The organism is Pseudonocardia nigra (genome assembly GCF_019396355.1).
Classification (GTDB): domain Bacteria; phylum Actinomycetota; class Actinomycetes; order Mycobacteriales; family Pseudonocardiaceae; genus Pseudonocardia; species Pseudonocardia nigra.
Genome location: NZ_JAHKRK010000143.1, coordinates 1 through 20,029, shown reverse-complemented (window position 1 = coordinate 20,029; position 20,029 = coordinate 1). Strand labels below are relative to the sequence as shown.

20 protein-coding genes are annotated in these 20,029 nt (G+C 73.6%); 7 read left to right on the top strand and 13 right to left on the bottom strand.

The genetic code is table 11. From position 1 onward, the window contains the following. Positions 1-133: 133 nt before the first annotated feature. From KME75_RS27640 to KME75_RS27630, 3 genes are all read left to right on the top strand, one after another. Positions 134-472 (top strand): carbohydrate ABC transporter permease, encoded by a 339-nt coding sequence (locus KME75_RS27640; RefSeq protein WP_219417816.1) that lies wholly within the window; start codon positions 134-136, stop codon positions 470-472. A gap of 34 nt (positions 473-506) precedes the next feature. Continuing rightward, the gene (locus tag KME75_RS27635) at positions 507-1,610 is read left to right on the top strand and encodes a DUF3500 domain-containing protein (RefSeq protein ID WP_219417815.1); all 1,104 of its coding nucleotides are present in this window, start codon (positions 507-509) and stop codon (positions 1,608-1,610) included. 170 nt (positions 1,611-1,780) lie between these two features. Next, the gene (locus KME75_RS27630; RefSeq protein WP_219417814.1) at positions 1,781-2,290 is read left to right on the top strand and encodes a hypothetical protein; all 510 of its coding nucleotides are present in this window, start codon (positions 1,781-1,783) and stop codon (positions 2,288-2,290) included. A 3-nt stretch (positions 2,291-2,293) separates the two neighbouring features. Here KME75_RS27630 and pcaD read toward each other — a convergent pair whose 3' ends face one another. The 5 genes from pcaD to KME75_RS27605 are packed head-to-tail and all read right to left on the bottom strand — an operon-like array spanning position 2,294 to position 5,643. Continuing rightward, on the bottom strand, positions 2,294-3,070 hold the full coding sequence (gene pcaD / locus KME75_RS27625; protein ID WP_219417813.1) for a 3-oxoadipate enol-lactonase: 777 nt from the start codon (positions 3,068-3,070) through the stop codon (positions 2,294-2,296). A gap of 5 nt (positions 3,071-3,075) precedes the next feature. Continuing rightward, entirely contained in the window at positions 3,076-3,564 is a 489-nt protein-coding gene (locus KME75_RS27620) for a nuclear transport factor 2 family protein (RefSeq protein WP_219417812.1), read from the bottom strand. Next, a complete protein-coding gene (locus KME75_RS27615; RefSeq protein ID WP_219417811.1) occupies positions 3,561-4,337 on the bottom strand; it encodes an adenylyltransferase/cytidyltransferase family protein in 777 nt (258 codons plus the stop codon). Before KME75_RS27615 ends, KME75_RS27620 begins: the two co-directional genes overlap by 4 nt. Further along, positions 4,334-4,621 carry a muconolactone Delta-isomerase gene (catC, locus tag KME75_RS27610; RefSeq protein WP_219417810.1) on the bottom strand — a complete coding sequence of 96 codons (288 nt, stop codon included), beginning with the start codon at positions 4,619-4,621 and terminating at the stop codon, positions 4,334-4,336. Before catC ends, KME75_RS27615 begins: the two co-directional genes overlap by 4 nt. 14 nt (positions 4,622-4,635) lie before the next feature. Beyond that, on the bottom strand, positions 4,636-5,643 hold the full coding sequence (locus KME75_RS27605) for an MBL fold metallo-hydrolase (protein WP_372452681.1): 1,008 nt from the start codon (positions 5,641-5,643) through the stop codon (positions 4,636-4,638). On the opposite strand from KME75_RS27605, the gene KME75_RS43730 reads away from it, so the two are divergent. Further along, on the top strand, positions 5,567-5,809 hold the full coding sequence (locus tag KME75_RS43730; protein ID WP_246632971.1) for a hypothetical protein: 243 nt from the start codon (positions 5,567-5,569) through the stop codon (positions 5,807-5,809). The two genes, KME75_RS27605 and KME75_RS43730, sit on opposite strands and share 77 nt — an antisense overlap. A 63-nt stretch (positions 5,810-5,872) precedes the next feature. On the opposite strand, the gene KME75_RS27600 is transcribed toward KME75_RS43730, so the two are convergent. From KME75_RS27600 to KME75_RS27585, 4 genes are all read right to left on the bottom strand, one after another. Further along, positions 5,873-6,994 (bottom strand): muconate/chloromuconate family cycloisomerase, encoded by a 1,122-nt coding sequence (locus KME75_RS27600; protein WP_219417808.1) that lies wholly within the window; start codon positions 6,992-6,994, stop codon positions 5,873-5,875. A 64-nt stretch (positions 6,995-7,058) separates the two neighbouring features. Then, on the bottom strand, positions 7,059-7,913 hold the full coding sequence (catA, locus tag KME75_RS27595; protein ID WP_219417807.1) for a catechol 1,2-dioxygenase: 855 nt from the start codon (positions 7,911-7,913) through the stop codon (positions 7,059-7,061). Positions 7,914-7,927: 14 nt separating this feature from the next. After that, positions 7,928-9,493, bottom strand: a complete 1,566-nt coding sequence (locus tag KME75_RS27590) for a 4-hydroxyphenylacetate 3-hydroxylase family protein (protein WP_219417806.1) — start codon at positions 9,491-9,493, stop codon at positions 7,928-7,930. 30 nt (positions 9,494-9,523) lie between these two features. Beyond that, the gene (locus tag KME75_RS27585) at positions 9,524-10,090 is read right to left on the bottom strand and encodes a flavin reductase family protein (RefSeq protein ID WP_219417805.1); all 567 of its coding nucleotides are present in this window, start codon (positions 10,088-10,090) and stop codon (positions 9,524-9,526) included. Between the two features lie 170 nt (positions 10,091-10,260). On the opposite strand from KME75_RS27585, the gene KME75_RS27580 reads away from it, so the two are divergent. Next, entirely contained in the window at positions 10,261-11,094 is an 834-nt protein-coding gene (locus tag KME75_RS27580; protein ID WP_219417804.1) for an IclR family transcriptional regulator domain-containing protein, read from the top strand. Positions 11,095-11,154: 60 nt separating this feature from the next. Here the strand turns inward: KME75_RS27580 and KME75_RS27575 are convergent, their stop codons facing one another. After that, complete coding sequence (locus tag KME75_RS27575) at positions 11,155-11,529, bottom strand: hypothetical protein (RefSeq protein ID WP_308283134.1); 375 nt, start codon at positions 11,527-11,529, stop codon at positions 11,155-11,157. Next, positions 11,526-13,487 carry a M13 family metallopeptidase gene (locus KME75_RS27570; protein ID WP_308283133.1) on the bottom strand — a complete coding sequence of 654 codons (1,962 nt, stop codon included), beginning with the start codon at positions 13,485-13,487 and terminating at the stop codon, positions 11,526-11,528. The genes KME75_RS27575 and KME75_RS27570 overlap by 4 nt, the downstream gene beginning before the upstream one ends. Positions 13,488-13,549: 62 nt before the next feature. On the opposite strand from KME75_RS27570, the gene KME75_RS27565 reads away from it, so the two are divergent. Together KME75_RS27565 and KME75_RS27560 are read left to right on the top strand one after the other, a co-directional pair. After that, a complete protein-coding gene (locus tag KME75_RS27565; RefSeq protein ID WP_219417802.1) occupies positions 13,550-15,820 on the top strand; it encodes a helicase-associated domain-containing protein in 2,271 nt (756 codons plus the stop codon). A gap of 78 nt (positions 15,821-15,898) precedes the next feature. Continuing rightward, positions 15,899-16,618, top strand: coding sequence for a DUF4253 domain-containing protein (locus tag KME75_RS27560; protein WP_219417801.1), 720 nt, complete (start codon positions 15,899-15,901; stop codon positions 16,616-16,618). Positions 16,619-16,642: 24 nt separating this feature from the next. Here the strand turns inward: KME75_RS27560 and KME75_RS27555 are convergent, their stop codons facing one another. Next, the gene (locus KME75_RS27555; protein WP_246632961.1) at positions 16,643-17,800 is read right to left on the bottom strand and encodes a TIGR02679 family protein; all 1,158 of its coding nucleotides are present in this window, start codon (positions 17,798-17,800) and stop codon (positions 16,643-16,645) included. A 101-nt stretch (positions 17,801-17,901) separates the two neighbouring features. After that, positions 17,902-20,029 (bottom strand): TIGR02680 family protein (locus KME75_RS27550; RefSeq protein WP_219417800.1); only part of this gene is annotated, 2,128 nt, incomplete at its 5' end.

Below are 20,029 nucleotides of genomic sequence, written 5' to 3'. Positions count from 1 at the left end.
CGCCGTCGTCCAGTCCTACCTGTCCACCACCGCCAAGTGGGGCCTCGACAGCTTCGACGTCCTCACTCAGCTGTTCACCACCGGGGCATGGCTACCACCAGCCGCCGAACCCTGCTGAATAGCTACCATCAGCGTGCCCGACGAGCTGCTCGACGCCGCCCGGGTGGACGGGGTCAGCGAGTTCGGCCTGTGGTGGCGGATCGTCGTACCGCTCGTGCGGCCCGGGCTGGCGGTGGCCGGCACGATCACCTTCCTGTCGTACTGGAACGACTTCTTCTGGCCGCTCATCGTCACGACGGACGAGAACATGTTCGTGGTCAACCTGGGGACGGCCTCGCTGATCGGCCCGTTCGAGTCGCAGTACGGCGTCCTGCTCGCCGGAGCGCTGCTGGCCTCGCTTCCGTTGATCATCATGTTCCTGTTCTTCCAGCGGCACATCATCGAAGGTCTCACCGCCGGTGCGACGAAGTAGCCAGGGGCGACGGCCCAGCGAGAGGGTGAGAACGATGCGCGACCCGGATTCCGCTGCTGCCCGTGCCGTCGCCGACCGGATGAGCGATGCGGCGGATGCCGTGCTCGCCGGCCTGGACGGGGACCGTCGCGGGACGGTGGGCCGGCCGTGGACCGAGGCCGCGGACGAGGAGCGCCGCCGCTGGTTCTACACCCCCACCGATCACGGCGGCCTGGCGGTTGCGGACATGACCGCCGGCCAGTACCGGCGGACCATGCGGCTGGTCGCCACCGGGCTGTCGGAGGCCGGCTACGCGACCGTCACCACGGTGATGGGGCTGGAGAACCTGCTGGACGGTACCGAGGGCTTCGCCGGGCCGGACTTCGGCCGGGAACGCGGGCGGGACCCGGGGCAGTACCAGTTGCGGATCGTGGGCTCCCCCGGCGATCGGGTCTGGGGATGGCGGTTCGGGGGCCACCACGTGTCGCTGAACAACCTGGTGGTGGACGGCGAACTGGTCTCGGCGACCCCGTGTTTCCTCGGTGCCAACCCGGCTACGGCTCCACTGCTCGGCTCGGCGGCGCTGCGCCCGCTCGGGGCGGTCGAGGACCTGGCCCGAGAGCTGATCCGGTCGCTGGACGAGGCGCTGCGTGCCTGCGCGGTGCTCTCGCCGCACGCCCCGGCCGACCTGGTCACCGCGAACCGCTCCCGCGTCGTCCCCGGGAGCCGCGTGGCGCCGGGCCCGTTCCGCGACGGCCGCCACGGTCCCGCCGCCGCCGGCGGCGACGACGGCGCCACCGACGCCGCCGTGGAACTGACCGCGCAGCCGCGGGGCGTTCCCGGCTCAGCGCTCGACCCCGGGCAGCGCGAGCTGCTGCTCATGGTGCTGCGCTGCTATACAGGCCGGGTACCGGAGGCGCTGGCCGAGCGGGAGGCGCGGCGGTACGCCGAGTCGCTCGACGAGGTGCACGTCGCGTGGGCCGGCTCGGTCGAGCCGGGCGAGGCCTGCTACTACCGACTGCAGGGACCTCGGCTGCTGGTCGAGTACGACAACAGCCAGACCGCGGCCAACCATGCCCACTCGGTGTGGCGGGACCCGGAGGGAGACTTCGGCGCGGACGTGCTCGCCGCGCACCGTCTGGTGCACCACGCCGGATAGCGGTTTCGCGGACGGGGTTGGCCGACCGCGCTGCGGGTAAGGCAGGCCCATCCGAGGCGGTCAGCGGTGCCAGCACCACGGCCCGTACCAGGCGCGGACGGGCTACCTCATTCCGCGGACGTCCGGCCGATGCCGTTGGAAATGTGACCTGCACCACTCATGCTGGGCGGATGGTCACCGAAGGCCCGGCGGAGAGCGTGGACGAAGCGGCGGACGGGCTCCGCGCCTCCGCCCGCGGTTGGCACGGCATCCAGCTCGCCGTCCTCGGCTTCATCGGGCTGTGCGGTGTCCTGCAGCAGGACCGCGCCCTCCCGTTGGCCGTCGAGCTGGTGGCCGCGGTCCTCGCCCTGCTCGCGCTCGCCTGCCTGGCCACGGTCCTGATCGGCATGGTGGCCTGGCCGTTGGGGCAGACCGCCGGCAACGCGGAGCGGCGGCTGCGCGCGGGGATCGTCCTCACGTTCGTCGCCGTCGCGACGGTCGCCCTGTCGGCTGCGGCAGGCTGGTGGCCGAGCACCGAACCGGCCGCCGGACTGGTCGAGGCGAGCGACGCGGCCGGTCGGACGTGGTGCGGACGCTTCGCGGAGACCGGCTCGGGTGGGCTGACCCTGATCGTGGACGGCGACGAACTCACCCTGCCGCTGCGGGCGCTCACCCACGTACGTCCGGTGGGCGCCTGTTGACGCTCAGACCTGGGCGGCGTGCCGGTCCAGGTGCGCGCGCAGCGCGTCGGTGACGGCGTCGGGCCGCTCGGCCGTCGGCAGGTGCGCGGCGTGCGGGACCACGACGAACTCGGCGCCGGGGATGCCGTCCGCGACCGCCCGGACCGTCTCCACCGGGGTGGCCGGGTCGTCGGCGCCCGCGATCACGAGCGTTGGGACGGCGATCCGGCCCAGCTCGGCCCGGACGTCGAACGCGCCGATCGCCTCGCAGCAGCCCGCGTAGCTCTCGTCGTCGGTGGCCCGCAGCATGTCGAGCAGCCGCTCGGCCGCGGCGGGCTGCTCGCGCGCGAAGTCGTGCGTGTACCAGGTGCCCGGCCGGGACGCGACCATCGCCTCGGTGCCCTTCTCGCGCACCGTCGCGGCGCGGGCGGGCCAGGAGTCCGGGTCGGCGAACCGTGCGGCGGACGCGCAGATCGTGAGCGTGCCCAGCCGGTCGCCGTGGTGGATCCCGAGCCACTGCCCGATCGCGCCCCCGATCGACACGCCCCCGTAGTGGAACGTGTCGGCACCGAGCCGGTCGGCGAGCGCGAGGACGTCCCCGGCCAGGTCGGCGATCGTGTACGGGCCGGGCGCGGCGGGGCTGCCGCCGTGGCCGCGCAGGTCGAACCGGACGACGCGGTAGCGGTCGGCCAACGCGGCCGCCTGCGCGTCGAACAGGCCGACGTCCGTGCCGAGCGAGGGGCCGAGCAGGAGCACGGGGGCATCGTCGGGGCCGTCGATCACGTGGTGCAGGTCGGTCATGGCCCTCATCGTTCCTGATCGGGCTCGGCGGTCGCCCGGGCGGCCTCCAGCGCGTACCGGGCGCGGTCCCAGCCGTCTGTGAGCGGGGCGAAGTAGTCGAACGAGACCCGCTTGCAGCGGAACCGCCAGCGCCCTTCGCCCACCCGCACGGCGATGTCGGTGTAGCGGCCCGCCGCGACGTGCGGCACGCCGTCGAGCACGCACGGCTGCCAGAGGAACGACTGCAGGTGCGCGACGTCGCCGTCGAGGTCGATCTCCAGGTTCGTCACGTGGTGCCAGAACGCCGTCAGCCCGCCGTCGGCGAGCCCGGCGAAGAACTCCAGCAGCGCGGGCCTTCCCCGGGCCCGCGAGAGCCCGACGAACTCCCCGTCGACGGTGAACAGCTCCACGAGCGCCTCCCAGTCGCCGTCGTCGAGCAGCCGGCAGTAGGCGGCGTCGAGCGCGCGCAGCGCCTCGCGGTCCTCCAGCCGCCGGATCCGTTCCTCCAGCGTCACGCGCCCTCCAGCCGGTCGAGGAACTCGACGCCGGACGCGTCGACGAGGAGGCGGCCGTCGGCGGTGACCTCGAGGTCGGTGTGTCGCCCGCAGGCCAGCCGCACGGCGTAGTGGCCGGGCGCCGGGACGGCGGTGCCCTCGGCCACGACGAGCTCGCCGCCGTCCGCCACACCGTCCACCCGGTGCGGACGGCCGAGCACGCGGGCCGCACCGTGGACGTCCCCGGCGCGCAGCAGTGTCCGCACCGCAGTCGACGAGCAGGGCACGGCGACCGCGTGCAGCAGCGCCACCGCCTCCGCCGTGAAGCCATGCCGTTCCCCGAGCGCACGCAGGAGCGCGGGATCGCCGGCGCCGCGGTGGCCGAACGTGAAGTTCGCCCCGACCACCACGGCGGCCGCCCGCAGCGCCCCGACCAGCACCTGCTCGACGAACTCCGCAGGGCCGAGCCGGGCGAACTCCGGGGTGAACCGCAGCACGCACACGGCGTCGACGCCGAGGTCCCCGGCGAGCTCGGCCCGCCGCTCCACGGTGGTGAGCTGCGCGGTGTCCCGCGGCAGCCCGACCACGCGGGCCGGGTGCGGGTCGAACGTGACCAGCACGACCGGCAGGCCGCGCGCCCGGCCGGTCCGCACGGCCCGCTGCACCAGCCGGGCGTGGCCGCGGTGCAGCCCGTCGAACACCCCCAGTGTGACCACGCACGGGCCCCACCCGAGCGGCACCTGTTCGACTCCGTGCCAGACGGGCGTGGCGCGGGAGAGGGCCGGGGCGGTCACGGCTGGGCCGCCAGGTCGGACGGGTGCTGGGCGAGCGGGGTGACCTCGATCCGCATGAACGGGAACAGCGGCAGTGTCCAGAGGATCTCGTGCAGCTCGTCGGTGGAGTCCACGTCGAACACGCTGATGTTCGAGTACTGCCCGACGATCCGCCACAGGTGCACCCACGTGCCCTTCCGCTGCAGCTCCAGTGCCCGTTCCTTTTCGGTCGCGACGAGCCGGGCGCGCTCGCCGGGGTCGAGGTCGCGGGGGATCGCGACGTCCATCCGCACGTGGAACAGCACGGGTCACCTCCTGGTCATTCGGATCCGACGCCGATCCGGTCGAGGTCCCGGCCGACGACGAGCGTGCCGGAGAACCCGTTCTGCGCGGCCTGCCACTTCTCCTCGGGCCAGTTGCCCGGAACGAGGTGGGACAGGACGAGCGTCTTCGCCTGGGCGCGCTCGGCGATCGGGCCGACGTCCTCGATCACGGTGTGCGCATTGATGAGGTGCTGGAACAGGCCCTCCTGCGCATCGTTCCGGGGCTGCGGAAGGAGGCTCTCGACCCATTCGCGTGCGATGACCTCATGGACGAGCACATCCGTGCCCTGCGCCAGTTCGATCAGGTTCTCGCTGGGGCCGGTATCGCCCGAGAACACGATCGAACCGTCGTCGGTGTCGAACCGGAACGCCAGTGCGGGGAACACCGGCGCGTGCTGCACGAGGGTGACCGAGACGCGCACGCGGTCGTCCTCGTAGAACGGTATGGGGGACATACGCGGGTGCGGCGTCCCGTTCGGATCGGCGAGGACCTGCGCCGGGAGTGGCACATCGAGGCCCTCGAACAGCTGGGCGGGTACCGGCTTCCGGTTGTCGAAGGCGCGGTCGTTGAAGTCGGTGGCAAAGGCGCGGACGAGCAGGTCCACCATCTCGCGGGTGCCGGGTGTCGGGTTCTCCGGAACAACCGGTTCCGGTGCCGGTGGTGCACCGAAAAGAGGTGGCAGCGCGCCGCGGTTGCCGGGGCCCCAGATCTGCACCTTCCGGTCTACGCGATGCAGGCCGTTGTACAGGCCCGCGGTCATGATGTTGTTGACGTCCACGACGTGATCGGAGTGCAGGTGCGTCAGGAAGATCGCCCGCAGGGCATCGAGCGGCCCTTCGGTGTCGCTCTGCCAGTTCCCCAGTCGTGCCTTTCGAACCTGGTGGAGAACCCCGGCTCCGCCGTCCACGACGTAGTAACGATCTCCCATGACGACGGCGGACGCGATACCCGCCCGGTCGGATCCGGGCCAGGCCGGCGGACCTCCGGCCGTCCCCAACAGCACGAGCTGGGTCCGTGCGCCGTCGGCCGGGGGCGGGGCGCCGGACGCCGCGGCCGGGGTCACGTCCGGGGCGCAGCCGGCCAGGGCCGGGCCTGCGGCCACTGCGCCGGCGCCGCCGAGGGCGGCCTTGAGCAGCGTGCGGCGCGGCACGCCGTGGCGCACGGCCTGAGTGATGGCATCACACATCGAGGATCCTCCTGGTGTCCGCGAGCGAGCCGAGGACGGCGCGGGCTCAGCTCCTGGTCAGGGCCGTGACGGCGGCCGGGTCGAGCTCGACGCCGAGCCCGGGGCCGTCGGGCAGGTGCAGGGCGCCGTCGGCGTAGCGCAGGGGAGTGGTCAGCAGACCCTCGCGCATGAGCAGCGGGCCGAACAGCTCGCTGCCCCACGTCACGGCCGGTGTGGCGCAGGCGAGGTGCAGGGACGCGGCGGTGCCGATCGGGCTCTCGATCGACGTGCCGGCGTGGCACGGGATCCCGGCGGCCGCGGCGATCTCGGCGATCGCCTTCGTCGCGCGCAGCCCGCCGGACTTGGTGGTCTTGAGCGAGTACACGTCCGCCGCGCCCAGCTTGGCCAGCCGCAGTGCGTCGGTGGGCGTGCGCAGACTCTCGTCGGCCATCACCGGGATGGGCAGGGCGCGGTTGATCTCGGCGAGGGCCTCGAACTCGGCGCCGGGCACGGGCTGCTCGACCAGGTCCACGCCCGCCTCGGCGAGCCGCGGCAGGTGGGTGAGCGCGGTGAGCCGGTCCCAGCGGGCGTTGAGGTCGACGCGGACGCTCGCGACGCCCGCCAGCTTCTCGGCGACCGCACAGATGCGGGCGACGTCGGCCGCGGGCTCCTGGGCGCCCATCTTCAGCTTGAAGCTGTGGTGCAGCCCGGCGTCGAGCTTTCCTAGCGCCTCCTCGACGACCACCGGTGCGGGCTCGGTGCCCAGCGCCCACGTCACGGGGACCGAGGTGCGGGCGACGCCGCCGAGCAGGGTGTGCACCGGCACCCCCAGGCAGCGCGCCCACGCGTCGTGCAGCGCGACCTCGACGGCGGCCTTGGCGTAGAGGTTCGCGGCCACGACGTCGCCGACGTCGCGCTGGATCCCGGCGATGTCGTCCACCCGGCGGCCGAGCAGCAGCGGCGCGATGTAGCGCTCGATCACCACCTGCATGGTCTCGACGGACTCCCCGCCCCACCACGGCCCGGCGGGCACCACGCCCTCCCCGATGCCGGTGACACCGCCCGCGGTGCGGATGAACACCAGCAGCACCGGCTGGGCGTCCATGCCCGTGCGGGCGAACCGGTGCGGGCGGCGCAGCGGGACGTCCAGCAGCACCGTCTCGACCCGGTCGATCACGAGGTCCTGCACGTCATCTCCTCCTCGGGTGCCGGCCCGGCCCGGGGTCCTCGGCGTGCCGGGCCGGGCCGGGCGGTCACGGGGCGGGCTCGAGCACGAAGTCGTACTCGGCGCGCAGCCGGCCGTCCGCCTGCTGCTGCGGGTCGAGGACGAGCTCCGGCTTCGTGGCGCCGGCGATGTCGGCGTCGAGCCACTCGCCGCCCTGGAAGTACAGCTGCGTGGTGATCTGCCGGTGGCCGGGCGCCCGCACGAGCAGGTGCAGGTGCGCGGGCCGCCACGGTTCCCACCCCGCGGCCACGCACAGCGTCCCGGTCGGGCCGTCGGTGGGGATCTGGTACGGCGCGGGCCGCACCGTCGTCACCTCGAACCGGCCCTGGTCGTCCGTGACGATCACGCCGCGCAGGTTGCCGTCCGGGATGTCCGGGGCGAACCCGGAGTAGTAGCCCTGCTCGTCGGCCTGCCACAGGTCGAGCTCGGCGCCCGCGACCGGGTCGCCCGCGGTGTCGCACACCTGGCCGGCGAACACGAGCGGCGCGCCGGCCTCGTCCGGGCGCATCGGCAGCGTCGCCGCGGACGGCAGCCGCTGCTGGTCGGGCAGGTAGTACGGGCCGAGGATGCTGCCCTTGGTGCCCTGCTGGGTCCGGGCGGCCACCTCCTCCACGACGTGCTCGACGAACACGTCGAGGAACAGCGGCCACTCACCGCCCTCACCGACCTCGATCAGCCACTTCTTCGCGGCCTGGAACTCGGGGTAAGTGACCTGGTGGGTGCGGATGGCGGCGTGCACGCCCTCCAGCACGGCGCGGGCGACCGTGCTGATCCGATCGGCCTCGACGCCGGCGGCGCCACCCTGGGCACTGGCGCGGCGGAAGGACTCGGTGGCGGAGGCGCCCGACCCGGCAGCGGTGGGCTTGTGCTCGGTGGTCGTCATGTCGGTGCTCCTGATCAGCGGTTGCGCAGGAACGAGACGTCCTCGTTCCCGATGAGGTCGGGGACGGTCCAGCCGTCGAGGTCGTACTCGGCGAGGCACTGCTCGGCCAGGCCCTTCATCGCCGCGGTGGTGCCCTGCGCCTCGGCGGCGAAGAGCAGCTCGGCCTTCACGTTCTCGTGGTTGCCGGAGTAGTTGCGCTCGTAGAGCTCGTGGCGCCCACCGAACTCCGAGCCGACCGCGTCCCAGAGCGCCTTCATGACCTTGACCCGGTCGACCGCCGCGTAGCCGTTCGAGCCACGGACGTACTTGTCCAGGTACGGACGGACCTCGGGGGTCTTGAAGTCGATCGCGTGGGAGTTGAGGTAGATCAGGCCGCTCGCGACGTCGGACTCGATGATCTCCTTGATCCGCGGGTAGGCCTGGATCATCATCATCCGGTAGGTCAGGCCGTAGTCGAGCTTCGGCAGCAGCGCGCCGTTCGTCCACTCGTCGGGGTTGCGGGCCATCGCGTCGGCGAGGGCATAGAACGTGTTGCGCCAGCCGACGACCTCGCCGACGCGGGTCTGCACGCCGCGGAAGTCCTTGCTCCCGGTGATCTCCAGGGCCTTGAGCAGCAGCCCTGCGATGAAGTCGATCTTCGTCGCGAGCCGGATGCAGCCGTGGAAGGTGAAGCGCGGGATGAAGCCGGAGACCGGGAAGAAGCCGTTGATCTTCTCGATGTCGCCGTAGAGGAAGACGTTCTCCCAGGGCACGAGCACCTTGTCGAACACGAAGATCGTGTCGTTCTCGTCCATCCGGGAGGACAGCGGGTAGTCGAACGGGCTGCCCATGACCGCGGCCTGCTGGGCGTAGGAGGTGCGGCAGATCAGCTTGATGCCCGGCGCGTCCATCGGCACCGTGCAGATGAGCGCGAACTCCTTCTTCTTGATCGGCAGCCCGTAGTGCGCGATGAAGTTGTAGTTCGTGATCGCCGAGCCGGTGGCGACGACCTTGGCGCCGGAGACGATCAGCCCGGCGTCGGTCTCCTTCTCCACCTTCATGAACACGTCGCCGACCTCGTCCGGCGGGAGGTTGCGGTCGACCGGCGGGTTGATGATCGCGTGGTTCCAGTACAGGACCTTCTCCTGGGACTCCCGGTACCAGCGCTTCGCGTTGTCCTCGAAGGGCGCGTAGAACTCGCTGTTCGCGCCGAGGGTGCCGAGGAAGCTGGCCTTGTAGTCGGGGCTGCGGCCCATCCAGCCGTAGGACATCCGGGCCCAGGTCTCGATCGCCCGGCGGTCGGCGAGCAGGTCGTCGACGGTGTGCGGGCTGCGGAAGAACGGGTGGGTGACGCCGCCGTTGCCGGTGTCGGTGGGAACGGTCAGCTTGTCGGCGTGCTCGGGGTCGTGCAGGGCGTCGTAGAGCCGGGCGGTCATCCGCACGGGATTGCGGAACGCCGGGTGGGTGGTGACGTCCTTGACGCGCTCGCCGTAGACCCAGACCTCGCGGCCGTCCTGGATCGAGGCGATGTACTCGTCACCGGTCATCGGTGCCGAGGCGGTGCGCGTGCTCGCGGTGGTGTGTTCCTGCTGGATGGTCATCGTCGGCCCTTCTGCTTCGCTGGAGTCGGGTCAGGCGGCCCGGTGGGACCGCAGCGGGGTGAACCTGGTGGAGGCGTCGAACCAGCCGGCCTCGGGACAGTCGAGCGAGCCGTCCCAGTGCACGCCGGTCTCGCGGGCTGGCAGCTCGCGGAACGAACCGGCGTGGAACAGCAGCGGCTCGGCATCGGTGACCTCGAGGTGGTCGACCTCGCCGATCACGATGAGGTGGTCCCCGCCGTCGTAGGTGCGCCAGGGACGGCAGGAGATGGTGGCGGTGTTGCCCACCAGCACCGGGGCCGTGGGTCCGTCGGCCCATTCCGGCTCCGGCTCCTGCGGGCGGGCCGCGAAGTGCAGTGCGGTGTGCAGCTGGCTCGCGGCGAGCACGTTCACGGCGAAGCCGGCGCCGTCCAGGTACTGGCAGGCCTTGGACTTGCGGGTGAGCGTCACCTGGCACAGGGCCGGTTCGAGCGACACGGCGGTGAACGCGTTGACGGTGGCCCCGCGCGGGCGGCCCTCCCGGTTGGTGCAGGTCACGAAGGTGACGCCGGTGGCGAAGCGGCCGAACGCGTCCCGCAGCTCCCGCTGGTCGAACTTCACGACGCACCTCCTCGTGCGGGTGATGTACGCTCTACGTACAAGACGAACGCTATGCGTTCATGCCCTGAGGGTGCCCCAGGACACGCGGAGGAGTCAAGGCCCACGACGCGGTTTCCGCGGGATGCTTTTGGTGTCGGTCAGATCTCGGGGCTGCGGGAGGGTGCGCGAAGATGGCAGGGATGACCGGCATCGAGAGCGAGCGCGACTACATCCAGAGCATCGAGCGCGGCTTCGCGGTGCTGCTCGCGTTCGACGCCGAGCGGCCCAACCCGTCGCTGGCCGAGCTCGCCACGGCCACCGGGCTGTCCCGCCCGGCGGTGCGCCGGATCCTGCTCACCCTGCAGAAGCTCGGCTACGTGCAGGGCGAGGGGCCGCGCTGGCGGCTCACCCCGCGGGTGCTCTCCATCGGCCAGCACTACTCGGGCTCGAACGCGATGATCGAGCTCGCGCAGCCGCACCTGCTCACGCTCGCCGAGCAGACCCAGGAGTCGGCGTCGCTGGCCGCGCTGGACGGCGCCGAGGTCGTCTACGTCGCCCGCGTGCCGGTGCGGCGGATCATGAGCATCAACGTCTCGATCGGCACCCGGGTCCCCGCGCATGCGACGTCCATGGGGCGGGTGCTCCTGGCGTGGGCGCCGCCCGAGGTCGTCGAGCAGGTCGTGGCGGAGTCCGGGCTGCGGGCGTTCACGCCACGGACGATCACCGACCCCGAGCGGTTCCGCGCCGCGCTGCGTGGCGTCCGTGAGCAGGGGTGGTCGATCGTCGCGGAGGAGCTGGAGGAGGGGCTGCTGTCGGCGGCGGCCCCGGTGCGCGACAGCACCGGGGCCGTCGTCGCGGCGCTCGCGTCGTCGACGTCCAGCGGCCGCTCCGACCCCGAGCGGCTCGCGCGAGAGGTAGTGCCCCTCCTCCTCCGCACCGCCGACCGGATCAGCGCCGACCTGGGGCACCGGGCGAGCACGCCGCCCCGCTCCGTGGTGCTGGAGGGGCGGGATGGCTTCTTCTGATCCCGTGAGTGCATAACGTTGCTTGGGCGACGTTATCCACTCACGAGCGCCGTAGGCCCCCTACCCGTCCAGCCAGCCGTACGCCGTCTGCCGGGAGATCCCCAGCGCCTTGGCCATGGCGCTGATCTCCAGCCCCTGCTGTTTCCCGGCCGTCAGCAGCTCCCGCTGCCGGCCGCGCAACTCCTCCATGCGCTCGGCGACCTCGCGCATCTGCCCGAGCAGCGCCTCCGCCTCCGCCCCGGCGCCCGCCCGCCGGTGGCCGGCGCCGGGCCGGGGGAAGCGACGCACCTCGTCGGCGTCCCACCGCTTCCGGCCCCGGTCGTCGGGCTCCGGTAGCGGCTGTGGGGCGTGCCCGCGTGAGACATAGCCGGCCCAGGTCGTCGTCTTCACGCCCCACGCGGCCGCGCACTCGTCGCTGGTCCAGGTCTCGCTCACCAGATGCGCACCCGGTCCTCAGGCGTCCGGAACAGCGCGTCGGACTCCCGCACGTCGAACGCCTCGTGGAACGCGTCGAGGTTGCTGACGACGGCGTTGCAGCGCAGGTCCGGCGGGGAGTGCGGGTCGATGGTGAGCCTGCGGATCGCCTCCGCGTCGCGGGTGACCGCCCGCCAGATCCGCGCCCAGCTGAACAGCACGCGCTGGGGGCCGGTGAACCCGTCGAGCACCGGCGCGTCGGCATCGCCGAGAGCGATTGCGTAGGCCTTGAGCGCGATGGTGAGACCGCCGAGGTCGCCGATGTTCTCCCCGACGGTGAGCGCGCCGTTGACCTTGTGGTCGGGCAGGCCGGCGGGGGAGAGGGCGTCGAACTGCGCGATGAGGGCCTGGGCGCGGCGGTCGAACTCGGCCCGGTCGCCGGCCTCCCACCAGTCGGTGAGGTTGCCGTCGCCGTCGTAGCGCGAGCCCTGGTCGTCGAACCCGTGGCCGATCTCGTGTCCGATGACCGCCCCGATGCCGCCGTAGTTCGCGGCGTCGTCGGCCTCGGCGTCGAAGAACGGCGCCTGCAGGATCGCCGCCGGGAACACGATCTCGTTCATCCGCGGGTGGTAGTAGGCGTTGACGGTCTGCGGGGTCATCAGCCACTCGTCCCGGTCCACCGGCTTGCCGATCTTGGCGAGCTCGAAGTCGGTGGCCCAGGCGCCGGCCCGCAGCACGTTGCCGAGCAGGTCGTCGGGCCGGATCTCGAGCGCCGAGTAGTCCTTCCACACGTCCGGGTAGCCGATCTTCGGGGTGAACCTCCCGAGCTTCGTGAGCGCCCGCTCGCGGGTGGCCGGGCTCATCCAGTCGAGCTCCGAGATGCTGCGCCGGTAGGCCTCGACGAGGTTCGCGACGAGCTCGACCATCCGCTCCTTCGCCGCCGCCGGGAAGTGCCGCTCGACGTAGAGCTTGCCGACGGCCTCGCCCACCGCGCCCTCGACGAGCGAGACGCCGCGCTTCCACCGCTCCCGCAGCTGCGGCGTGCCCGACAGCGTGCGGCCGTGGAAGTCGAAGTCCTCGTCCACGATCGCCGAGGTGAGGTGGTCGGCGCAGGCGGACGCCGTGCGGATCGCGAGCCAGGCCTGCCACTGCTCCAGGGGCCGCTCGGCCCACAGCCGCGCGGCCGCGGCGACGAACGACGGCTGCCGCACGACCACCTCGTCGAACGCACCGGCGGGCGCGCCGAGGGCGGCCAGCCACGGCTCCCAGTCGAACTCCGTCGCGTGCTCGCCCAGCGCCGCGAGCGTCATCAGCGTGTAGGTCTTCTCGGCGTCCCGGTTGGTGACGCGGTCCCACGACGCGGCGGCCAGCGCCGTCTCCAGCTCCATGACCGACTCGGCGATGTCCGCCGACAGCCCCACGAGCTCGGCGAGCCTGCCCAGATGTGCGACGTAGGCCGTGCGGATCTCGGCGTAGGTGTCGTCGCGGTAGTACGACTCGTCGGGCAGCCCGAGCCCCGACTGGGACAGGTGCACGAGGTACCGGCTGGAGTCCTTCGCGTCGGTGGTGACGAACGCGCCGAACAGGGCGACCCGCCCCTCCCGCTGCCGCCGCCCGAGCACGGCGGCGAGCGCGGCCTTGTCGGCGGCGGCCGCGACCTCGTCGAGCAGCGGCTGCAGCGGCGCGGTGCCGAGCGCCTCGACGCGGTGGACGTCCATGAACGAGGCGTACAGGTCGGCGATCTTGCGGGCGTCGCTGCCCGGCCCGCCCTCGGCGCCCTCGACGATGGCGCGGACGTCGGCCTCGGCCTTGTCGCGCAGCTCGCGGAACGAGCCGTCCTGGGCCCGGTCGTCGGGGATCACGTGGGTGGCGAGCCACCGGCCGTTGACGTGGCCGAACAGGTCGTCCTGCGCGCGGATGGCGGGGTCGACCCACTGGAGGTCCAGGCCGGAGTGCGCCGGGCGCGTCGAGGTGGTCACGGGCCCCATCCTGGCAGGAGGTCGGCGAGCACGGCCCCGGACGCGCATGGTGCGATCAGGAGGTGTCGTTCGCCCAGTACCTCGGCCGCCTCGACGCCGGCCGGCTGACCGCACTGCTGCAGCACCGGCCCGACGTCCTGGTGGAGCCTGTGCCGCGCACGGTCGAGGAGCTCGCGTTCCGGCTGAACGGTGTGGAGTCGCTGCTGCACGCCATGCGCGTGATGAACCGCGACGAGGTGGCCGTCGCCCGGTTGATCGCCATGCTCGGCGAGGCAGACCTCGCCACGCTCGCGAGCCGGCTGCGCGCCCCGGAAGCCGAGGTCCGCCAGGTGGTGGACGGGCTGTGCGGCCGCGGTCTCGCCTGGGCGCTCGATGCGCGCCTCGGGCTGCCCGAGCGGCTGGCGGAGCACTTCGCGGCGGGCCTCGCCCACTTCCGGCCACTGGCACACATCGCGCGGCAGTCCCGTGTGCACGACCTGAAGACGGCCGTGGAGGGGCTCGGCGGCGACCCGAGCGGGCTGCGCAAGCCCGAGCTCGTCGAGTTGCTCGACGCGTTGGTGAGGGACCCGGTGCGGGTCGCCGCGGCGCTCACCGACCTCCCGCCCCCGGCGCGGCACCACCTCGAGCAGCTCTGCCGGGCGGATGGCATGTACTTCTTCGGAGGCATGGGCGGCGGGGCAGGCCCCCTCGCGGTGCTGGCCCGTTCCGGGCTGATGGTCGCCGGGCAGTACGGTCGTGCCGAGCTGCCCCGTGAGGTGGCCGTCCACCTCCTGCTGGGCGACGGGCACACCCTGACCGGACGGCCGCAGGTGCCGCCGTCCGCCGACGCCCCGGACGACGGCCGGGCGGGCGCCGAGGCCGCCGTGCTCGCCCTCACCACGCTGCTCGACGAGACCCGGAGCCGACCGCTTCCCGCCCTGAAGAAGGGCGGTGTCGGCGCGCGCGAACGCAAGCGCCTCGGCACGAGGCTCGCGATGACCGACCCGGCCCTGTGGATCGACCTCGCCGACGCCACGGGGCTGCTCACGGCGGCTCCGGAGGGATACCGGGCGACGGCCGGGTACGACGGGTGGCGCGAGGCGGAGCCGGCGCTGCGATGGGCCCGGGTGGCGCTCGCCTGGTTCGGGCTCGACCTCGCCCCGACCAGCCGGGAGACCGACGACGGCGAGGTGCCGCCGCCGCTGCCGCTGGAGTCCGCAGCCGGGATGCTGCGGCGCGCGCTGCTGCGGGCGGCCGCCGAGGGACGGTCCGTGCGGGCCGCGGGGGAGCAGGTCGACTGGTTCTGCCCCTTGCACCAGTACGACGAGGTCGGTCGGGCGAGGAAGGTCGGCGCGGCCGTGCAGGAGGCGGCGCTGCTCGGCGTGATCGTCGGCGATCGGCTCTCCGCGCTCGGTGAGCACCTCGTCGCGGTCGCCGGGCGCCCGGACGCGGTCGAGGAGCTGGCGCGGCGATGCGCCGACCTGCTGCCGGAGGCCCGCGGGCTGCTGGTGCTCCAGTCCGATCTCACCGCCGTGGTGTCCGGACAGCCCAGCGCGGCGGCCGCCAGGCTGCTCGCGGCGACGGCCACCCCGGAGAACCGGGGTACGGCGACCACCTGGCGGTTCACCCCGGAGAGCGTGCGCGCTGCGCTCGACGCCGGCTGGACGGCCGACGAGCTGCTCAGCGGACTGGCCGCGATCTCGGGGCAGCCGCTGCCGCAGCCGCTGGACTACCTGATCACCGATGTCGCCCGTCGGCACGGCAGTGTGCGGGTGCGCGGCTCGCGATCGTGCATCGTCGGCACCGAGCCGGAGATCACCGAGATCCTGCACACGCGATCGCTACGCACACTGCACCTCAGCCGGCTCGCCCCCACCGTGCTGACCAGCCCGTTCGAGCTCGACGACGTGCTGGCCCGGCTGCGCGCCGCGGGCTTCGCCCCGATGGCCGAGGACGCCGACGGGGTAGCGATCGTGCCGGAGCGGACGAGCGAGGCCCCACCCGCGGTGCACGAGCTGCGCCCTCGCGCCCGCGCCCGGCTGGCCGCACCGGACCTCGCGGCCCGGCTGCTCGCCGCCGGGTCCGCGCCGCCGGTGCAGGCATCCCCCAGCCACGCCGAGCTCGCGAACCTCGCGCCCCGCCTCGACGCGGCCGAAGTGGCGTTGCTCGCGCACGCGCTCGACGGCGGGCACGACGTCCGGATCATCTATCGGAACAAGGAGGGCAACCGGACGGTCCGGGACATCCAGCCGCGGCAGCTGTACGGACGGTGGCTGAACTCGTGGTGCCACCTGCGGTCGGGGGAACGGGAGTTTGCGGTGGCCGGGATCGAGGCGGTCGGTCCGGTGGGCTGAGCACGGTGCCGGACCGTTCGCGCAAACTGATCCCGACATCGGTGGAACCGCGAGTGCCGCGGTTCCGTCAAAGTCGCCATGAGCATGCACCCCCTTCGCCCCAGCCGCCGCCTCGGTGGGATCGAGATCGACACCACCGTCCGCCCCGGCGACCCCGCCTACCGCAGGCTCCTCGCCGATGCCCCCACCACCGGTCGCTGCCCGGTCTGGATCACCGGCTACGGCACCGAGTCGCTCGACCCGCGCTGGCAGGCCGAACCGGCACTCGCCGACCTGGAGACGCGCGACGCGAACGACGTGCTGACCGACCGCTGGCCCGGCGGCTGCGCCTGCCCCGAGGACTGCATGGCCCCGTTCCACGACGGGTTCCCCGGCATCCTCCCGCGACCGCGCGTCGAGTACGCCGACACGATCGACGCAGCCGCGGCGGTGGCCGACACGCCGTACACGGGCGACCTCGCCGTCGTCCCGGTGACCCGGCCCGCCGACATCCCGGCCGCCACCGGGTGGACCGGCATGATCAATTCCTGGGACGACGCCGTCGGCGCGAGCGCGGTGCTCCGCAGCTGGGAGGAGCGGTTCGGCGCGGTGCTCGTGCGGATGGACCGCGGCAGCCTGTACCTCGGCGTGGCGGCCCCGCCGACGACCCGGGAGGACTGCCTGCGGGTCGCCGCGGAGCACATCGCGTTCTGCTGGGACGCGTTCGAGACGTACACGGGCCAGATGAGCACCGACACGTTGCGGCGCTACGCGCTGCGGTTGCGCGGCGCGAACCGCTGGCGGTTCTGGTGGGACTGACCGTCGCGGGACCGGTCCCAGGGATCAGGGCACGAGGTCGGCGAGCAGGTCGTCGAGCACCCGTTCCTCCTCCACCGCGTGCCCGACCCGCTGCATCTCGGCAGCGAGCTCGGGGTCCCAGGAGCACACCGCCGGCTCGCCCGCGAGGGGCCGGCCCTGGCCACGGGCCGCGGCGGAGCGATAGGCGGCGGCGTCGAACCGCCACGGCACGACCGGCAGCCGTCCGAACAGGACGTTACCGATGCGCAGGCCACCCCAGTCGAAGTCGCCGTGGTAACGCAGGTTCGCCCCGGACTGCACGATCGCGCGCAGCAGGGTCATCGCGGCCACGCCGGGCTGGCCGCCGAGGCACACCAGCGGCGCGCCGGCCGTGCCCAGGCGGTCGGCCGCCTCCGCGACGACCACCGGGTTCTCGCAGACCGACACCGTGCTGCCGGCGAGTAGCAATCGGGGCGGCTGCCGGAGCTGCCGCAACGTAAGCACCACCGGTTCCGCGGCGTGCCGCAGCTCGGTGAGGACGCGGCCGGTCGGCGTGTCGGCGGCTGCGGGCAGGTTCAGCACCAGCGCGGTGCTCGATAGCTCGTCGCGCAGCAGGCCAACCCTGGCCCACACCTCGCGGCGCCACGCCGCGCCCTCCCCGGGCTCGACCCCGCTGATGGCCCGGGCCGCGCCGAACACGAGGCCGGTCAGTGGGCGGTCGGGGTCGAGCGCGTGCGCCGAGCCCAGCACCCGCTCGGCGAAGCGGCCCACCGGCTCCGGTTCAGCGGGCAGAGCCGCGAGCACGGCGACCAGCTGGGAGAGCAACGTGCCGGCGGTCTCCGGGTCGCGGGCGGCGCGCCGGACGGCACCGGTGGCGCGCACGTTGTCGGCCCACCCGCGCAGCTCCGGCCGGTCGGTCACCACCGCGTCGAGCGGCGCGAACGCCGACGCCCAGGCCGCACCGAGCTCCGCGGCCTCGGCGGAGCGGTCGCGCACCGGGCCGGTGAGCGCGACGACCGCGGCGGCCAGCCCGTCGGGATGGGCGGCCGACTGCCGCAGCAGCGCGTCCACGTCCTCCAGCCGGACGCTGAGCGTGGCGCCCTGCCGAGGGCGGCGTCCGAGCAGACGCGCCACGGCATCGCGCTGCGCGGGCATGGCCCCGGCGAGCGTCACGGTGCCCGTGAGCGGCTGGGACCGTTCCAACCGCCGGCGCACCCGCCGGCGCAGCCACGCGAGATCGTCCCCGCCGAGCAACCGATGCAGCCGGCCGTCGGTGCCGGGCGGCGTCGCGTCCTGACCACCGCTCAGAACAGCGCCTCCTCGTCATCGTCCGCGCCTCGTTCCGGCGGGCCCGCAGCCACCGCCACCGGCCGCGGCGCGGGCCGCCGCTGCTCGCCGTCCCACCGCCAGTTCGTGACGAGCACCGCGGCCACGCCGTCGGTGCGGGCCAGCTGGGCGATGGCGAGCCCGGGGACTTCGGGGTAGCAGCCCCACTCGCGCTCGCTCGTCATCACCACGTCCAGGTCGAACGCCGCGAGCAGCCCGAGGTACTTCGCGCGCGCGTTGTCGTCTACGCCGGCGAACGCCTCGTCCAGGGTGACCAGCCGGGGTGCGTGCGGGTTGCCCGCCGAGGCGTAGTGCGCCGAGGCCGCGGCGAACAGCGGAACGCTCGCCGCGAGCACCCGCTCACCACCCGACGCCGGCCCGGTGGCCGGGCGCCACTGCCCGTTCTGGTGCCGCTCGATCACGAACCGGTGCCAGGCTCGGTAGTCCAGCGCGGTGCTCAAATGCTCCAGCCAGGTGCCGGTCTCGTCGCGGGCCCGGATCTCGGCGATGCGGTCCTGGAGGAAGCCGCCGACGGCGGCCCGGTCGTCGGCGGACCAGGCGTCGGAGCTCTGCCGCAGCAGCCGCCGCCGCGCCTCGGCCAGCCCGGCGGGCCCGTCCTCGCGGGGCCGCCACTCCAGCCGCAGCCGCATCCCGGTGCTGGTGGGCCGCTCGGCCAGCTCCACGTTCATGCGCTGCACCTGGCGCTCCGCCTCGGAGATCAGCTCCTGCAGGGTGCTCGCCACCTCGTTGACCAGGTGGTTCTCCAGGATCTCCCGTTCCCGCTCGTCGAGGAGCCGCTGCCGGTCGGCCACCTCGGCCCCGAGGGCCTCGGTGAGCTGCGGGACGGTGGCCGGCCTGCCCCGGAACACCACCTCGACGACGATGCCCTCATCCAGCAGCTGCGCCGATGCCGTGTTGCCCTGCCGGGCGAGGGTGTCGGTGAGGGTCTTGAGCTCGTCGGTGACGCGGCGCTGCACGCGGTCCCACGCCGCGTCGTCGGCGGCGGTGCCGTCCAGCTCCTGGTCGATCTGGCGGGCCAGGCGGACCGTGGGGTCCGGGGCCCACGCGGCGTCCGGCGGCGGCACGGGCAGCTCCGGGAGCGCGACGGCGAGCAGCCCGGTGGCGGCGAAGCGGCGCAGCGCGTCGGCCGCCGCGGCGCGCTCGGCGGTGGCCTCCTCCAGCGTGACGACGTCGGCCTCGCGCTTCCCCTCGGCCCGGCCCCGCTCGGCGACGGCCCGCACGTGCGCGTCCGACGTGGCCTTCCGGTCGGCGGTGTTGGCCGCGATCTCGTCGGCGACGCCCGCGAGCTTGTCGTGCAGCTCCTTGACCGAGTCGCCGATCGTCTCGTCGAGCGTGGCGTACTCCTCCGCGCTGCGCCGGGCCTCACTCTCGGCGGTCGCCGCGCGCTCGGCGGCCTCGCCGTGCGACTCCTCGGCGACCGCCAGGTCGGTGGCGGCCTCGAGCTCGCGACGGCGGGCGGCCGCGAGCGCGTGGGCTCCGGGCCAGAGACCGGCGAGCGCGACGCGGTACTGCGTCACGCCCTCCCGCACGGCGTCGAGCCCCGGCCGGTCGGCCGGGAGGCCGACGTCCGCCGATCCGATGGCCAGCGCCTCCGCCGCGGCCTCGGCACCGGCGGTGGCATCGGCGAGCAGGCCATCGGCCTCCGCCCGCTCCTCGATGAGCCGGGCGTGCTGCTCGGCCAGCGCCGCGACGGTGGCGTGCGCGTCACGCAGGTCGGAGTCGGCGGGCAGCCCGTCGACCTCGGCGGCCAGCGCATTCCGGCGCTCCCCGAGCCTGCGCTGCTCATCGGCGATCTCGGCCTGCTCGGCGGCGACGCGCTCGGCCTCGGTACGCAGTGCGGCCAGCCGGGCCCGCCGGGCGGCCTCGCGGGCCCCGCGCCCCACGTACTCCGCGGCCGGCTTGCTCCACGCACCGGTGAGCACGCCGATGCGGAACCGGCCGCCGGCGTCGACCCAGCTCCCGTCACCCTCCCCGAGGCCGACTGCCGCGAGGACCGCGGCAACCGCGGCCTCGGGGACGGCGGCGGCGCGGGGGTCGTCCGGGTCGGCGGCCGGACGCAGCACCGTGGCGAGCGCGGTGGGGGCG

What these genes read in the sequence shown, in the direction of transcription:
- KME75_RS27560 (WP_219417801.1), top strand. Translation starts at nt 15,899, where the DNA reads ATGAGCATGCACCCCCTTCGCCCCAGCCGCCGCCTCGGTGGGATCGAG.
- pcaD (WP_219417813.1), bottom strand. Translation starts at nt 3,070, where the DNA reads ATGACCGACCTGCACCACGTGATCGACGGCCCCGACGATGCCCCCGTG.
- KME75_RS43730 (WP_246632971.1), top strand. Translation starts at nt 5,567, where the DNA reads ATGACGACGGCGGACGCGATACCCGCCCGGTCGGATCCGGGCCAGGCC.
- KME75_RS27590 (WP_219417806.1), bottom strand. Translation starts at nt 9,493, where the DNA reads ATGACCATCCAGCAGGAACACACCACCGCGAGCACGCGCACCGCCTCG.
- KME75_RS27580 (WP_219417804.1), top strand. Translation starts at nt 10,261, where the DNA reads ATGGCAGGGATGACCGGCATCGAGAGCGAGCGCGACTACATCCAGAGC.
- KME75_RS27635 (WP_219417815.1), top strand. Translation starts at nt 507, where the DNA reads ATGCGCGACCCGGATTCCGCTGCTGCCCGTGCCGTCGCCGACCGGATG.
- KME75_RS27630 (WP_219417814.1), top strand. Translation starts at nt 1,781, where the DNA reads ATGGTCACCGAAGGCCCGGCGGAGAGCGTGGACGAAGCGGCGGACGGG.
- catA (WP_219417807.1), bottom strand. Translation starts at nt 7,913, where the DNA reads ATGACGACCACCGAGCACAAGCCCACCGCTGCCGGGTCGGGCGCCTCC.